This window comes from Schumannella sp. 10F1B-5-1, assembly GCF_006517535.1.
GTDB lineage: Bacteria > Actinomycetota > Actinomycetes > Actinomycetales > Microbacteriaceae > Schumannella.
Genome location: NZ_VHQH01000036.1, coordinates 99,162 through 112,858, shown reverse-complemented (window position 1 = coordinate 112,858; position 13,697 = coordinate 99,162). Strand labels below are relative to the sequence as shown.

Annotated in this window: 13 protein-coding genes; 8 read left to right on the top strand and 5 right to left on the bottom strand. The window is 71.5% G+C overall.

The window, feature by feature from the left end; translation table 11 throughout:
* Positions 1-816, top strand: a complete 816-nt coding sequence (locus FJ658_RS06140) for a DNA/RNA non-specific endonuclease (protein ID WP_141144492.1) — start codon at positions 1-3, stop codon at positions 814-816.
* A 32-nt stretch (positions 817-848) separates the two neighbouring features.
* On the opposite strand, the gene FJ658_RS06135 is transcribed toward FJ658_RS06140, so the two are convergent.
* The 4 genes from FJ658_RS06135 to FJ658_RS06120 form a co-directional block, all read right to left on the bottom strand.
* Positions 849-1,991: an aromatic acid exporter family protein gene (locus FJ658_RS06135; RefSeq protein ID WP_141144491.1), complete on the bottom strand. Its 1,143-nt coding sequence runs from the start codon at positions 1,989-1,991 to the stop codon at positions 849-851.
* 32 nt (positions 1,992-2,023) lie between these two features.
* Positions 2,024-3,145: a folate-binding protein YgfZ gene (locus FJ658_RS06130; RefSeq protein ID WP_255447597.1), complete on the bottom strand. Its 1,122-nt coding sequence runs from the start codon at positions 3,143-3,145 to the stop codon at positions 2,024-2,026.
* Entirely contained in the window at positions 3,135-3,743 is a 609-nt protein-coding gene (locus FJ658_RS06125) for an FABP family protein (protein ID WP_141144490.1), read from the bottom strand. Before FJ658_RS06125 ends, FJ658_RS06130 begins: the two co-directional genes overlap by 11 nt.
* Before the next feature lie 119 nt (positions 3,744-3,862).
* A complete protein-coding gene (locus FJ658_RS06120) occupies positions 3,863-4,141 on the bottom strand; it encodes a hypothetical protein (protein ID WP_141144489.1) in 279 nt (92 codons plus the stop codon).
* Between the two features lie 54 nt (positions 4,142-4,195).
* On the opposite strand from FJ658_RS06120, the gene FJ658_RS06115 reads away from it, so the two are divergent.
* The 7 genes from FJ658_RS06115 (at position 4,196) to pstB (ending at position 12,403) form a co-directional block, all read left to right on the top strand.
* Positions 4,196-4,891 carry a response regulator transcription factor gene (locus tag FJ658_RS06115; protein WP_141144488.1) on the top strand — a complete coding sequence of 232 codons (696 nt, stop codon included), beginning with the start codon at positions 4,196-4,198 and terminating at the stop codon, positions 4,889-4,891.
* Positions 4,892-5,010: 119 nt separating this feature from the next.
* Complete coding sequence (locus tag FJ658_RS06110) at positions 5,011-7,182, top strand: RNA degradosome polyphosphate kinase (protein ID WP_141144487.1); 2,172 nt, start codon at positions 5,011-5,013, stop codon at positions 7,180-7,182.
* Complete coding sequence (locus FJ658_RS06105; RefSeq protein ID WP_141144486.1) at positions 7,179-8,123, top strand: NUDIX domain-containing protein; 945 nt, start codon at positions 7,179-7,181, stop codon at positions 8,121-8,123. Before FJ658_RS06110 ends, FJ658_RS06105 begins: the two co-directional genes overlap by 4 nt.
* 206 nt (positions 8,124-8,329) lie before the next feature.
* On the top strand, positions 8,330-9,421 hold the full coding sequence (pstS, locus tag FJ658_RS06100) for a phosphate ABC transporter substrate-binding protein PstS (protein WP_255447596.1): 1,092 nt from the start codon (positions 8,330-8,332) through the stop codon (positions 9,419-9,421).
* A gap of 107 nt (positions 9,422-9,528) precedes the next feature.
* The gene (gene pstC / locus FJ658_RS06095) at positions 9,529-10,506 is read left to right on the top strand and encodes a phosphate ABC transporter permease subunit PstC (protein WP_141144484.1); all 978 of its coding nucleotides are present in this window, start codon (positions 9,529-9,531) and stop codon (positions 10,504-10,506) included.
* Complete coding sequence (pstA, locus tag FJ658_RS06090) at positions 10,506-11,597, top strand: phosphate ABC transporter permease PstA (RefSeq protein WP_141144483.1); 1,092 nt, start codon at positions 10,506-10,508, stop codon at positions 11,595-11,597. Before pstC ends, pstA begins: the two co-directional genes overlap by 1 nt.
* A 26-nt stretch (positions 11,598-11,623) precedes the next feature.
* Positions 11,624-12,403 (top strand): phosphate ABC transporter ATP-binding protein PstB, encoded by a 780-nt coding sequence (gene pstB, locus FJ658_RS06085; protein WP_141144482.1) that lies wholly within the window; start codon positions 11,624-11,626, stop codon positions 12,401-12,403.
* A gap of 112 nt (positions 12,404-12,515) precedes the next feature.
* On the opposite strand, the gene FJ658_RS06080 is transcribed toward pstB, so the two are convergent.
* Positions 12,516-13,691 carry an aminotransferase class I/II-fold pyridoxal phosphate-dependent enzyme gene (locus FJ658_RS06080; protein ID WP_141144860.1) on the bottom strand — a complete coding sequence of 392 codons (1,176 nt, stop codon included), beginning with the start codon at positions 13,689-13,691 and terminating at the stop codon, positions 12,516-12,518.
* Between the last annotated feature and the right edge of the window lie 6 nt (positions 13,692-13,697).

Sequence of the window (13,697 nt, the reverse complement as noted above, 5' to 3'; positions counted from 1 at the left end):
GTGAGCGGATACGACGCGGAATTCCTCGGCACCACCGTCCCCCTGCCCGTGCCGGCCGAGGGGCGCGAGCTCGTCGACCTCGACTCGACGCACTTCTCGATCGGCTTCGACCCGCACCGCAAGCTCGCGGCGTTCACGGCCGTGAACATCGACGGCGCGCGCCTCATCGACCTGGGGCGCGGCGACGACTGGCATCTGGATGCGCGGCTGCCCGAGTCGCAGCAGACCGGGCCTGCCGTCTACGCCCGCAACGACCTCGACCGCGGTCATCTGGTGCGCCGCCGCGACCCGGTGTGGGGCGACGCCGAGACGGCAGCGCAGGCGAACCTCGACACCTTCGCCTACACGAACGCGGCGCCGCAGGCGTCGACCTTCAACCAGAAGCCGGAGCTCTGGCTGGGGCTCGAGGACTACGTGCTCGAGGCGGCCGAGGGCAGCGACGCCCGGCTCGCCGTGCTCACCGGGCCCGTGTTCGCGTCGGACGATCCGCTCTATCGGGGCACGCGCATCCCGCAGCGGTTCTGGAAGGTCGCGGCCTGGGCCGTCGACGGCGAGCTGCGGGCGACCGGGTACGTGCTCGATCAGACCGCGCTCGTCGAGAAGTACTGCGGGGATCGGCGCGACGAGCCGACGGTCGCGCCGGGCGACCCGGAGCTCGGCGCCTTCCGCACCTTCCAGGTGCCGATCGACGACGTCGCGCACCTGACGGCGCTCGGGCTCGGGCCGCTGCCCGCCGCCGATCGGATGCCGCGCGCGACGCTCGCCCCCGACGACCGCTGGATCGAGCTCGACTCCCCCGCCGCGCTGCGCTTCTAAGAGCGGGCCGCGCCCCGGGGCGTGGATGCGGCTCAGGCCGCAGGCAGCAGCGCGCGGGCCTCGTCGGCGGGCAGGCCCGTCGCGCCGAGCAGATCGACCACGAGCGGACGCAGCAGCATCACGATCGTCACCTCCGCGGCCGAGGCGCCGTCGCCCGAGACGGCGTCGTCGACCGCGTGCGGGCCGAGCTCGCCCGCGAGCTCGGTGAGCAGCGTGCGCGCCGCTCCGGTCAGCTCGGGGTCGTCGACGCCGCGCCCGACCAGGTCGATCGCCGTGCCGACCCGGCCGATCAGCTCGGCGAGGCGCGGGCGCGGCTGGCGGTCGGCGCTGAGGAACTCGGCGCGGCGGGCGATGACCCGCAGGTGCCGTGCCGCGAGGTCGCCCGTGCGCAGCGCGCGCTGCTGCAGCCGCAGCTCGGGCAGGTGCCGGCGCAGCAGCGGGGCGATGCGCGCGACCGAGACGGCGCTGTCGAGCGAAGTGGTCCAGGCATCCACCATCGACTGGGTGCGTCGCAGCCGGGTGAGGGCCAGACCCGCGGCACCCGGGTCGCCGTCGGCCAGCGCGGACGTGACCGATCCGGTCGACTCGGTCAGCACCGAGAACAGCGCGCGACCGTCGCGGCGGGCGGAACCCCGCGGATCGCGCGGCACGAGCGCCGTGACCAGCACGGCGAGCACCGCGCCGATCAGCGCATCCAGGGTGCGGGTGAACGGCCCGCCGACCGGGTCGGGCAGCAGCATCACGAGCGCCGACTGGATGGCGGCGGCGATCGCGAAGCCCGGAGACGGGGAGGCGGCGCGCGCCACCACGAGCGTGACGAGCAGCACGACGACGAGCTGCAACAACCCGCGGCCCGCGACGACGACGAGCAGGTCGGCGAGGGCGATGCCGATGAGCATGCCGACGATGGTCTCGACCAGCAGGCGGGGCCGCGCATCCCGGGCCAGACCGAGCGCGCTGAGCGTGAAGGTGACCGACAGCAGCGGGGTCACATGGCCGAGCAGGTAGTGCGCGATCGCGTAGGCGGCCGTGACCGCGACCACGATCTGCAGGATGGCGGGGGCCGAGTCGGCGACGCGGCGGCCGGCGGCGAGCAGGTCGAGCCGGCGGCGCAGACGACGCTCGATCGCCGCGGCCGTGCTCGCGGCCCGGCCGGTGCGGTCGTCGCGTGCCATCCCGCTCTCCGCTCGGCGGCCGCGGCCGGCGGCTAGCGGCGCACCGCGCCGAGGCGCGGCAGGCGGGGCACGTCGGCGACGGCGCCGGCGTCGGTCGGCACGATGACCTCCTGCGCGGCGGCGACCTCGCCGTCGGCGGAGACGACCACGAGGTCGCCCTGCGGGGCCGCACGCCGCAGCACGGCGAGCGCGATCGGCCCGAGCTCGTGGTGCTGCGCGACCGCGGTCACCCGGCCGAGCACCTTCGCCTCGTCGCCGGAGCCGGCGCGCACCTCGTCGCCGGCGGCGACGACGCGGTTCTCGGAGCCGTCGAGGTGCAGCAGCGCAAGGCGACGCGGCGGGTGTCCGAGGTTGTGCACCTTGGCCACGGTCTCCTGGCCGCGGTAGCAGCCCTTGGTCAGGTGCACGGCGCTGCGCAGCCAGTCGAGCTCGTGCGGCAGGGTCGTGGCGTCGAGCTCGGTCGCCGCGCGCGGGCGCCAGACTTCGATGCGCAGCGCCTCGAGCGCGAGCGTTCCGGCGGCGGGCAGCTCGGCGAGCGCCGCGAGGTCGGCACGGGCGATGAGCGACTCGCTGTAGTCCCAGCCCTCGGCGGGATGCGCGCCCTGCGCGTACTGGTGGCCGCCGCGGGTCACCTCGGCCCAGGGGTCACGCCACACGGCGACCGGCGCGACGAGGCCGCGCAGCGGGTCGGCGCCGAAGCCGCCGACCGTCGCGAAGTCGGCCGAGCGATCGACGACCTCGACGCGCAGCATGAACCGCATCCGGTCGAGGAAGGCGGCGAGCGCCGCCCCTGACTCGGGCGTGTCGAGCAGCAGCCAGGTGGTCTCGCCGTCGTCGACGACGCGCGCGGCGTGCTCGATGCGGCCGCTCGGGTCGAGCAGCAGGGTCTCGCTCGACTCCCCCGCCGGCAGGCCCTTCAGGCTCTGCGAGGTGAGCGAGTCGAGCCACGACAGCCGATCGGGGCCGGTGATCGTGATCACGGCACGGTCGGAGAGGTCCACGATCGCCGTGCCGGCGCGCAAGGGGCGCTGCTCGGCGATCGGGTTGCCGTAGTGCTGCGGAGGGGCGCCGACCGCGCCCGGGCGGGCTGCGAAGGGCGAGGTGGATGCGGGCGAGACCGCGTCGCCGGTCGACACGGGGTCCTCAGTCGACACGAGACAGCCGCCCCGACGCGTGCGTGCGCAGGTCCTGGCCGAGCGCCGCGATGTCCCAGGCCCAGAGCAGGTGGCTGTCGACCAGACCGTAGAGGCGGGTCGCCGCCGCGTACTCCTTGGCGCCCGCGGTGCGCATGACCGCATCCGTCGCCAGGTCGATGCGCGGGCCGGCGATCGCGCCGATGTAGACCTCGCTCACGCCGCCGGGCTGCACGAGCGACACCTCGATGTCGAACGAGCCCTGCTCGTTGCGCAGCGACTCGACCGACTCCGCCGTCGTGAACGGCCGCTCGCCGACACCCGGCAGCATCGCCGGGCCGACGTCGCCGTCGACGCGGGGCCGGGCGAGGCGCCAGTAGCCGGTCTCGGTGTAGAGCGGCTGCGGCGCGTCATCCTCGTTCTCGCCCGGAAGCCAGACGTAGCAGGAGTAGTTCAGAACCGGGAGGCCGTCGTGCGTGAACGCGATGCGCTGCCCGAACTCGTGCTCGCGGATCTCGTCGCCCACCTTGTAGGCGATGACCCCCGTGCCCTCCCAGACGCCGAGCAGCCACGAGAGCGGGCCGAGCTCGGCGGGAACGCCGGCGTCGAGGTCGAACACGCTCAGCGCTGGCCGCGGAACAGGTTGTAGAGAACCGTGACCGAGACGAAGCCGATGCCGAGCGTCGCGAGCGCCAGGAGCCCGATGTAGAAGAGTTCGAGTGCCAGCATGCCGTCAGTCTAGACGGTGACGGCCAGCGAGACCGGGTGCACCACGGCGAGCACGCCCGTGATCGCCACCAGGATGATGAGCGAGCCGACGACGCTCACGCCGAGCCGGGTCACGAGACCCTCGCGGCGGCCGACGCCGAGCTGGATCGCGAAGGCGACGAGGATGCTGATCGCCGCCACGACGGGGATCCAGGTGAGCCAGCGATCGCCCGCGATCAGGGCGACTCCGAGGCCCGCGATCAGCGCGACGACCCAGACCGGGAGGGCGCTGCCGAGGACGCGGGACATGGAGCCATCGTAGGGGGCAATAGAATCGGGACCCTGGCGGAACCCGGAGGACGCGTGGCGCAGCTGTTGATCCTGACCTCGACGGTCGACGCCGACGTCCTGCCCGCGCTCGGACTGCTCAGTCACCGCGTGCGCCGCATCCCGGCCGAGCCCGCCGCCCTCGTGGCCGCGCCGAACGCCGAGATCGTGTTCGTCGACGCCCGCCACGACCTCGCCGGCGCCAAGTCGCTATGCAAGATCCTCAGCACCACCGGAGCGGGCGCGCCGCTCATCCTGATCCTCACCGAGGGCGGGCTCACGGCCGTCTCGGCCGACTGGGGCGTCGACGACGTCGTGCTCGAGAGCGCCGGCCCCGCCGAGGTGGATGCGCGCATCCGCCTCGCGATCGGCCGGGCCGCGCAGGAGAAGACGGGCTCGAAGATCCAGGCCTCGGGCGTCGTGATCGACGAGGCCAGCTACTCGGCGAAGGTGCACGGCCGCCCGCTCGACCTCACCTTCAAGGAGTTCGAGCTGCTGCGGTTCTTCGCCACGCACCCCTCGCGGGTCTTCACCCGCGAGCAGCTGCTCAGCGAGGTGTGGGGCTACGACTACTTCGGCGGAACGCGCACGGTCGACGTGCACGTGCGGCGCCTGCGCGCCAAGCTCGGCGACCTCGACTCGCTCATCGGCACCGTGCGCAACGTCGGCTACCGCTTCAACGTCTACGAGGACGACGAGCGGCCCGAGCCGGCGACCGCCTCGGTCGAGTAGGGCCGCACCCGACCGGCGGGGCCCGCACCCGCCGCGGCGCGCGGCGCGCATCCACCCGCCTTGATGCGCGGCTCACCGGTTCACCTCCCGTTAACGCGCGCCGGTGGCAGGATTGGGCCATGGACAGCGACAGCCCCCTCGGCGACGCCACGGTCGCGGCGGATCTCCTCGACGACTACGAGCCCGAGCCCGAGATCGAGGACGACGGCACGCTCCCCGGCGACCGGTTCCTCGACCGCGAGCTGAGCTGGCTCGCCTTCAACCAGCGCGTGCTCGAGCTGGCCGAAGACGAGACGCTGCCGCTGCTCGAGCGGGCGAACTTCCTGGCGATCTTCGCCTCGAACCTCGACGAGTTCTTCATGGTGCGCGTCGCCGGCCTGAAGCGCCGCATCGCGACCGGCCTCGCGGTGCCGACCAACGTGGGCCGCTCCCCCGTCGACGTGCTGGCCGACATCGGCCGCCTCGCGCACGAGCTGCAGGAGCGGCACGCCTGCGTCTTCCGCGACTCGGTCAAGCCCGCCCTCGACGACGCCGGCATCCACGTCGAGCACTGGAGCGACCTCGACGAGGCCGACCGCGCCCGCGTCGACGAGCTGTTCACGAGCCAGATCTTCCCGGTGCTCATGCCGCTCGCGGTCGACCCCGCGCACCCCTTCCCCTACATCTCGGGGCTCTCGCTCAACCTGTCGATCCGCGTGCGCAACCCCAAGACCTCGCGCATCGAGTTCGCGCGACTCAAGGTGCCCGCGAACCTGCCGCGCTTCGTGCAGCTGCCGGATGACGAGAGCGGCCGCCTGCGCTACATCCCCCTCGAAGACCTCATCTCCAACCACCTCGACCACCTGTTCCCGGGCATGGAGATCCTCGAGCACCATGAGTTCCGCGTCACGCGCAACGAGGACGTGCAGATCGAGGAGGACGAGACCGAGTCGATCATCCAGGCGCTCGAGAAGGAGCTGCTGCGCCGCCGCTTCGGCCCGCCGATCCGCCTCGAGATCAGCGACGACATGGACGACGTGACGCTGAGCCTGCTGATGCAGGAGCTCGACATCACCGAGGAGGAGGTCTACCGCCTCCCCGCGCCGCTCGACCTCGGCGGGCTGTTCGAGCTGCAGCGCATCGCGCGGCCCGAGCTGAAGTACCCGAAGCAGGTGCCGACGACGGCCGCCGCGCTGCTGCCCAGCGACCCGACCGACAAGCCCGACATCTTCGCCTCGATGCGGCGCGGCGACATCCTGCTGCACCACCCCTACGAGTCGTTCTCGACGAGCGTGCAGGCCTTCCTCGAGCAGGCCGCCGCCGACCCGAACGTGCTCGCCATCAAGCAGACGCTCTACCGCACGAGCGGCGACAGCCCGATCGTCGAGGCGCTGATCGACGCCGCCGAGGCCGGCAAGGCCGTGCTCGCGCTGGTCGAGATCAAGGCGCGCTTCGACGAGCAGGCCAACATCAGCTGGGCCCGCAAGCTCGAGAAGGCCGGCGTGCACGTGGTCTACGGCCTCGTCGGGCTCAAGACGCACTGCAAGCTCGCCCTCGTCGTGCGTCAGGAGCGCGGCGGACTGCGCCACTACAGCCACATCGGCACCGGCAACTACAACCCCAAGACGAGCCGCATCTACGAGGACCTCGGCCTGCTGACCGCCGACGACACGGTCGGCAAGGACCTCACGCGCCTGTTCAACGAGCTCTCGGGCTATGCGATCGAGAAGAAGTTCCGCCGTCTGCTCGTCGCGCCGCTGCACCTGCGCAAGGGACTCATCAAGCGCATCGACGCCGAAGCCGAGAACGCCCGCGCGGGCAAGCCCGCCGGCATCCGCATCAAGGTCAACTCGATGGTCGACGAGGCGATCATCGACGCCCTCTACCGCGCCAGCCAGGCCGGCGTGAGCGTGGATGTGTACGTGCGCGGCATCTGCTCGCTGAAGCCCGGCGTGCCCGGCCTCAGCGAGAACATCCGCGTGCGCTCGATCCTCGGCCGCTACCTCGAGCACTCGCGCATCTTCAGCTTCGAGAACGACGGCGACCGCCAGGTCTTCATCGGCAGCGCCGACATGATGCACCGCAACCTCGACCGCCGCGTCGAGGCGCTCGTGCGCCTCACCTCGCCGGCTCACATCGACGAGCTCGAGCGGCTCTTCGACGACGCCATGAGCGACGCGACCAGCACCTGGTGGCTCGGCGCCGAGGGCGAGTGGGAGCGGCACAGCCGCGACGCCGCCGGCGAGCCGCTCGTCGACCTGCAGTCGCAGCTGATGACCGAGATCGCGGCGCGGAAGCGCAGCACCCGGTGAGCGCCGCTCCGGCGCCCGTGCTCGCGGCCGGTGCGGTCGTCTGGCGGGAGAAGGACGGCGAGCCCCGCGTGCTCGTGGTGCACCGCACCCAGCACAAGGACGTCTCGCTGCCGAAGGGCAAGCTCGACCCGGGCGAGACGCTGCCCGAGACGGCCGTGCGCGAGATCGCCGAGGAGACCGGCCTGCTGGTCGGGCTCGGAGCGCCCATCGGCGTGGTCGAGTACCCGCTGCCGAACGGCCGGCCGAAGGTCGTGCACTACTGGCTGGCCGAGGTGGGCGACGACGCCGTCGCCGCATCCACGTTCCAGGCGAACGACGAGATCGCCGAGCTCGACTGGGTCACGATCGAGAAGGCGCGCACGGTGCTCGACTACCCGCACGACGTCGAGCTCGTCGACCGCTTCGCCGAGCTCTGGAAGCGCGGTCGCGCGCGCAGCTACGCCGTCATCGCGCTGCGTCACGGCAAGGCCGTCAACCCGCACGAGTGGGGCGGGCCGGATGCGACGCGCCCGCTGCAGGAGCGCGGCGCCGTGCAGGCCGCCAGCGTCGCCCACGGCATCGCCGCCTACCGCCCGCGCAAGCTCATCACCTCGACCGCCGTGCGCTGCGTGGCCACGATCGAGCCGACCGCCCGGGTGACGGGGCGCGCCGTCACCCAGACCGACGAGATCAGCCAGGACGCCTACGGCGCCGGGCAGGACGACGTCGGCGCGGTCGTGCGGAAGCGTCTCGAGAAGCGCAAGACCGCGGTGCTCTGCAGCCACGGGCCCGTGCTGCCCGAGATCCTCGCCGAGATCGCGCGGCGCGCGGGTGCCGAGCGCCCGGACGAGCTGCGCCGCGCATCCGGTCTCGGCACGGCCGAGTACGCGGTCGTGCACCTGCCGCTCGACCCCGCTCAGACCGGCGTCATCGCCGTCGAGGTGCACGGGCCCGCCGCCTGATCCCACCTCCTGGTAACGCCCGTGTCGAATGGATGCCCGACCACCGCATCCGCCCGACACGGGCGTTATGGCGTTGTTCACCTTCCGTTCACCCGTGCCGCGGATCGTGGTTCACCGACCCGCCTAGCTTCATCTCGGATCGAGAACGAGACCGCACCAAGGACTCCCGATCCGTACCTGCAGATCGCATTCCCGAAGGGACCACTGTGAACATCTCGCGCATCGGCGGCGTCGCCGCGATCGCCATCGTGGGGGCCATCGCCCTCAGCTCGTGCGCCGCCAACGAGGCCCCCGCGGGCGACTCGTCGAGCGACGCCAAGACCTACTCGGGCACCCTCAACGGCATCGGCTCGTCGGCCCAGGGCCAGGCCGAGATCACCTGGGGCACCGGCTTCCAGACCGCCAACCCCGACGCCACCGTCAACTACGACCCGCAGGGCTCGGGCGCCGGCCGCACCAGCTTCATCTCGGGTGCCGCCGACTTCGCCGGCTCGGACGCCGCGCTGAAGGACGAGGAGCTGTCGCAGACCTTCGCCGGCTGCGCCGCCGACACCAAGGGCATCGACCTGCCGGTGTACATCTCCCCGATCGCCATCGCGTACAACGTCGACGGCCTCAAGGACCTGAAGCTCGACGCCGCGACCATCGCCGGCATCTTCAAGGGCACCATCACCAAGTGGAACGACGACGCGATCGCGTCGCAGAACGACGGCGCCGACCTGCCCGACGCCGACATCCGCGTCGTGCACCGCTCGGACGACTCGGGCACCACGCAGAACTTCACCGAGTACCTCGCCGCGAACGCCGCGGACGTGTGGGACGCCGCCCCGTCGCAGACCTACCCCTACACGATCGGCGACGCCGCCAAGGGCACCTCGGGCGTGGCCGACACCACCTCGCAGACCGCGAACTCGATCACCTACATCGACGAGTCGGGCGCCGGCGACCTCAGCATCGCCCAGCTCAAGGTCGGCGACAACTACGTGAAGCTCACCGCCGAGGGGGCTTCCGAGGTCGTCGCCAACTCGCCGATCGCCGACGGCCGTGAGGACAACGACCTCGCGATCGCGATCGACCGCACCTACACGAGCGAGAAGGCCTACCCGCTGCTGCTCGTCTCGTACATGATCGTGTGCCAGGAGTACGCCGACGCCGACAAGGCCGAGCTCGTCAAGGGCTACGCCTCGTACGTCGCCAGCGAGGAGGGCCAGAAGGCCGCCGCCGAGCAGGCCGGCTCGGCTCCGCTCTCGAGCGACCTCGCCAAGAAGGTCGCCGACGCGATCGCGAGCATCAAGTAACGACAAGCACCATCCCACGGATTCGGCCCGGGTCGCCCCTCGCGGCCCGGGCCGAATCCCGTGAACCCGAACCCCCGCCGTCAGGCACCCCGACCCTGGAAGAGAGCATGAGCGCACCGACTGAGGCACCGCCCAGCGCACCGGACCGTGCCCCCGCCGCGGAGCCCGCCAAGCGGGTCGTCCGGATCGGCGACCGGATCTTCTCGGGCAGCACCGTCTTCGCGGGCAGCCTCATCCTCGTCGTGCTGGCGGCCGTCGCGATCTTCCTGATCGTGCAGTCGGGCCCGGCCTTCACCGCGAACGCCGACGAGGTGCCCGGCCCGTCGGAGGACTTCTGGTCGTACGTCGGCCCGCTCGTCTTCGGAACCGTCTGGGCCGCGTTCCTCGCGCTCGTCCTGGCCACGCCGATGGCCATCGGCATCGCGCTCTTCATCTCGCACTACGCCCCGCGCAAGCTCGCGCAGGGCCTCGGCTATGTGATCGACCTGCTGGCCGCCGTGCCGTCGGTCGTCTTCGGCCTCTGGGGTGTTCTCACCCTCGCCCGCTTCGTGCAGCCCTTCTACCAGTGGCTGGGCGACAACCTCGGCTGGATCCCGCTGTTCAGCGGCATCGTCTCCGGCTCGGGCAAGACCATCCTCACCGGCGCGATCGTGCTGGCCGTCATGGTGCTGCCGATCATGACCGCCGTCTGCCGCGAGGTCTTCCTGCAGGCGCCGCGTCTGCACGAGGAGGCCGCTCTGGCCCTCGGCGCCACGCGCTCGGAGATGATCCGGATGGCCGTGCTGCCCTTCGCGCGCTCGGGCATCGTGTCGGCGATCATGCTGGGCCTCGGCCGCGCGCTCGGCGAGACGCTCGCGATCGCGATGGTGCTCTCGCCCGCGCTCGTCATCTCGCCGCAGCTGCTGACCTCGCAGAACCCGAACACGATCGCCGCGAACATCGCGCTGCAGTTCGCCGAGGCCACCGGCAAGGGCGTCAACATCCTCATCGCGACCGGCCTGATCCTGTTCATCATCACCTTCGTCGTCAACTTCGTCGCCCGGGCCATCGTGGCCCGCCGTGCGGCCTTCTCCGGAGCGAACTGATGTCGACCACCACCGCGGCCCCCGCCGCCCGCCCGATGACGAACTCCCTCGCCGCGGGCCGTCTGCCGCGCTTCTCGCCGATCTTCCTGCTCATCGGCAGCTGGATCGTCATGGGCGCCGTCTACGGGATGCTCGCCGCCGCCGGAACGCTCGAGGGCTTCGACATCGTCGGCACCGTCTTCTTCGGCACCGTGCTCTTCGACGTGGCCCTGTTCGTCTGGTCGCTCGTCGTCGAGGGCGGGCGCCGCGCCCGCGATCGCCTCATCACCTCGCTGGTCTGCACCGCGTTCGTCATCGCGCTGCTGCCGCTGATCTCGTTGATCTGGACGGTCGTCGCCGGCGGCGTGCACCGCTTCGACCTGACCTTCTTCAGCTCGTCGATGCGCAACGTGCTCGACGAGGGCGGCGGCGCGCTGCACGCCACCGTCGGCACCCTCGAGATCACCGGCTTCGCCGCCCTGATCAGCGTGCCGATCGGCCTGCTCACCGCGATCTACCTCGTCGAGTACGGCCGCGGGTGGCTCGCCAAGGGCATCACCTTCCTGGTCGACGTCATGACGGGCATCCCGTCGATCGTCGCCGGACTCTTCGCCTTCGCGCTGTTCTCGCTGTTCGCCGGCCCCGGCATCCGCGCCGGTGTCATGGGCTCGGTCGCCCTGGCGGTGCTGATGATCCCGATCGTCGTGCGCAGCGCCGAGGAGATCCTGAAGCTCGTGCCGAACGAGCTGCGCGAGGCGTCCTACGCGCTCGGCGTTCCCAAGTGGCTCACGGTCGTCAAGGTCGTGCTGCCCACCGCCGTCGCGGGCATCACCACCGGCATCGTGTTGTCGATCTCGCGCGTCATCGGCGAGACCGCGCCGCTGCTGCTCACGGCCGGGTTCACTGCATCCATGAACTACGACCTGTTCGACGAGCGGATGATGACCCTGCCGGTGTTCGTGTACACCCAGTACGCGAACCAGGGCCCCGAGGCCAGCGACTTCATCAACCGCGCCTGGGCCGGAGCGCTCGAGCTGATCCTCATCGTCGCCGTGCTCAACATCCTCGCCCGCCTCGTCTCGTTCTTCTTCTCGCCCAAGACCGGGCGCTGACCCGCACCGCACCCCGAAGGAAAGCCGTGTCCAAGCGCATCGAGGTCAACGACCTCAACGTCTACTACTCCAAGTTCCTCGCCGTCGAAGGCGTGTCGCTCACGATCGAGCCCCGCACCGTCACGGCCTTCATCGGCCCGTCGGGCTGCGGCAAGTCGACCTTCCTGCGCACGCTCAACCGCATGCACGAGGTCATCCCCGGCGCCCGCGTCGAGGGCGACGTCATGATCGACGGCAACAACCTCTACGGCCCCGGCGTCGACCCGGTGCTCGTGCGCCGCCAGGTCGGCATGGTGTTCCAGCGCCCCAACCCGTTCCCGACGATGTCGATCCGCGAGAACGTGCTGGCCGGCGTGCGCCTCAACAACCGCCGCATCTCGAAGAGCGACTCCGACGACCTGGTCGAGAAGTCGCTGCAGGGCGCGAACCTGTGGAACGAGGTCAAGGACCGCCTCGACAAGCCCGGCTCGGGCCTCTCGGGCGGCCAGCAGCAGCGTCTCTGCATCGCCCGCGCGATCGCGGTGTCGCCCGACGTCGTGCTGATGGACGAGCCCTGCTCGGCGCTCGACCCGATCTCGACCCTCGCGATCGAGGACCTCATCGAGGAGCTCAAGCAGGAGTACACGATCGTGATCGTGACCCACAACATGCAGCAGGCCTCGCGCGTCTCGGACAAGACCGCGTTCTTCAACATCGCCGGCACCGGCAAGCCCGGCAAGCTCATCGAGTACGACGACACCCTCAAGATGTTCTCGAACCCGAGCGTGCAGGCCACCGAGGACTACGTCTCGGGCAAGTTCGGATGATCCCGCGCTGACCGGCTGCGGCCGGTCGGGCGCCGGTTCGGAACGAAGGGGCGACTCGCGTCACGCGGGTCGCCCTTCGGCGTTCGCGGGTGCGGCGCGGTGCGCCCGGGCCTCAGGCCCGGAAGCCGCCCAGCTGGCGCGCGGCCGCGGTCGTGGTGGCCTCGCTCTTGGCGAAGGTGAAGCGCAGCAGCGAGCGGAACTGCTCCGCGTGCTCGGGCACCGTGAAGGCCGACACCGGGATGCCCACCACGCCGACCTCGTCGACCAGCCGCCGTGCGGTCGCGACGCCGTCGTGCAGGCCGAGCGGGGCGCCGTCGGCGATGAGGAAGTACGAGCCGCCCGGACGGTTGACCGCGAAGCCGGCCGACTCGAGGGATGCCGTGAGCAGATCCCGACGAGCGCGCAGCTTCTCGGCGGCGCCCGTGAAGTACGCCTCCGGCAGCGCCAGCCCGACCGCCACGGCCGGCTGGAACGGAGCCCCGTTCACGTACGTGAGGAACTGCTTGACGGCGAGCACCGCATCCACCAGCTCGGGTGTCGCCGTGATCCATCCGATCTTCCAGCCGGTCACGTTGAAGGTCTTCGCCGCGCTCGACACCGTGATCGCGCGACCGCGGGCGCCCTCGATCGTGCCGATCGAGCGGTGCGGCCGCTCGAAGGTGAGGTGCTCGTAGACCTCGTCGCTCACGACGATCGCGTCGTGCCGCTCGGCCAGCTCGACCACGAGCCGCAGCGTCTCGTCGGGCAGCATCGCGCCGGTCGGGTTGTGCGGCGAGTTGATCAGGATGACGGCCGTGCGGTCGGTCACCGCGGCGCGCAGCTCGTCGGGGTCGGGCAGGAAGTCGGGGGCGCGCGCCGGCACCGGCACGAGGCGTCCGCCGGCGAGACCCACGAGCGCGGCGTAGCTGTCGTAGAACGGCTCGATCACGACGACCTCGTCGCCCGCGCCGACGAAGGCGAGCAGCGACGCGGCGATCGCCTCGGTCGCACCCGCGGTCACGAGCACCTCGCGATCCGCATCCCAGTCGAGCCCGCGGAAGCGGCGCTGGTGGTCGGCGATCGCCTGCCGCAGCTCGGGGATCCCGCGCCCCGGCGGGTACTGGTTGACGCCGTCGCTGATCGCGCGGCGGGCCGTCTCGAGCACCTCGGCCGGGCCGTCCTCGTCGGGGAAGCCCTGACCCAGGTTGAGGGCGCCGCGCTCGACGGCCAGCGCCGACATCTCGGCGAAGATCGTGGGGTGGGCGACCCCGTCGGGCCCGAGCAGTCCGGCGGCGCGGGCGGTGCGCATCCACGG

Coding starts and splice junctions, on each gene's coding strand:
- FJ658_RS06110 (WP_141144487.1), top strand. CDS start 5,011: ATGGACAGCGACAGCCCCCTCGGCGACGCCACGGTCGCGGCGGATCTC.
- pstA (WP_141144483.1), top strand. CDS start 10,506: ATGTCGACCACCACCGCGGCCCCCGCCGCCCGCCCGATGACGAACTCC.
- FJ658_RS06080 (WP_141144860.1), bottom strand. CDS start 13,691: ATGCGCACCGCCCGCGCCGCCGGACTGCTCGGGCCCGACGGGGTCGCC.
- pstC (WP_141144484.1), top strand. CDS start 9,529: ATGAGCGCACCGACTGAGGCACCGCCCAGCGCACCGGACCGTGCCCCC.
- FJ658_RS06135 (WP_141144491.1), bottom strand. CDS start 1,991: ATGGCACGCGACGACCGCACCGGCCGGGCCGCGAGCACGGCCGCGGCG.
- FJ658_RS06120 (WP_141144489.1), bottom strand. CDS start 4,141: ATGTCCCGCGTCCTCGGCAGCGCCCTCCCGGTCTGGGTCGTCGCGCTG.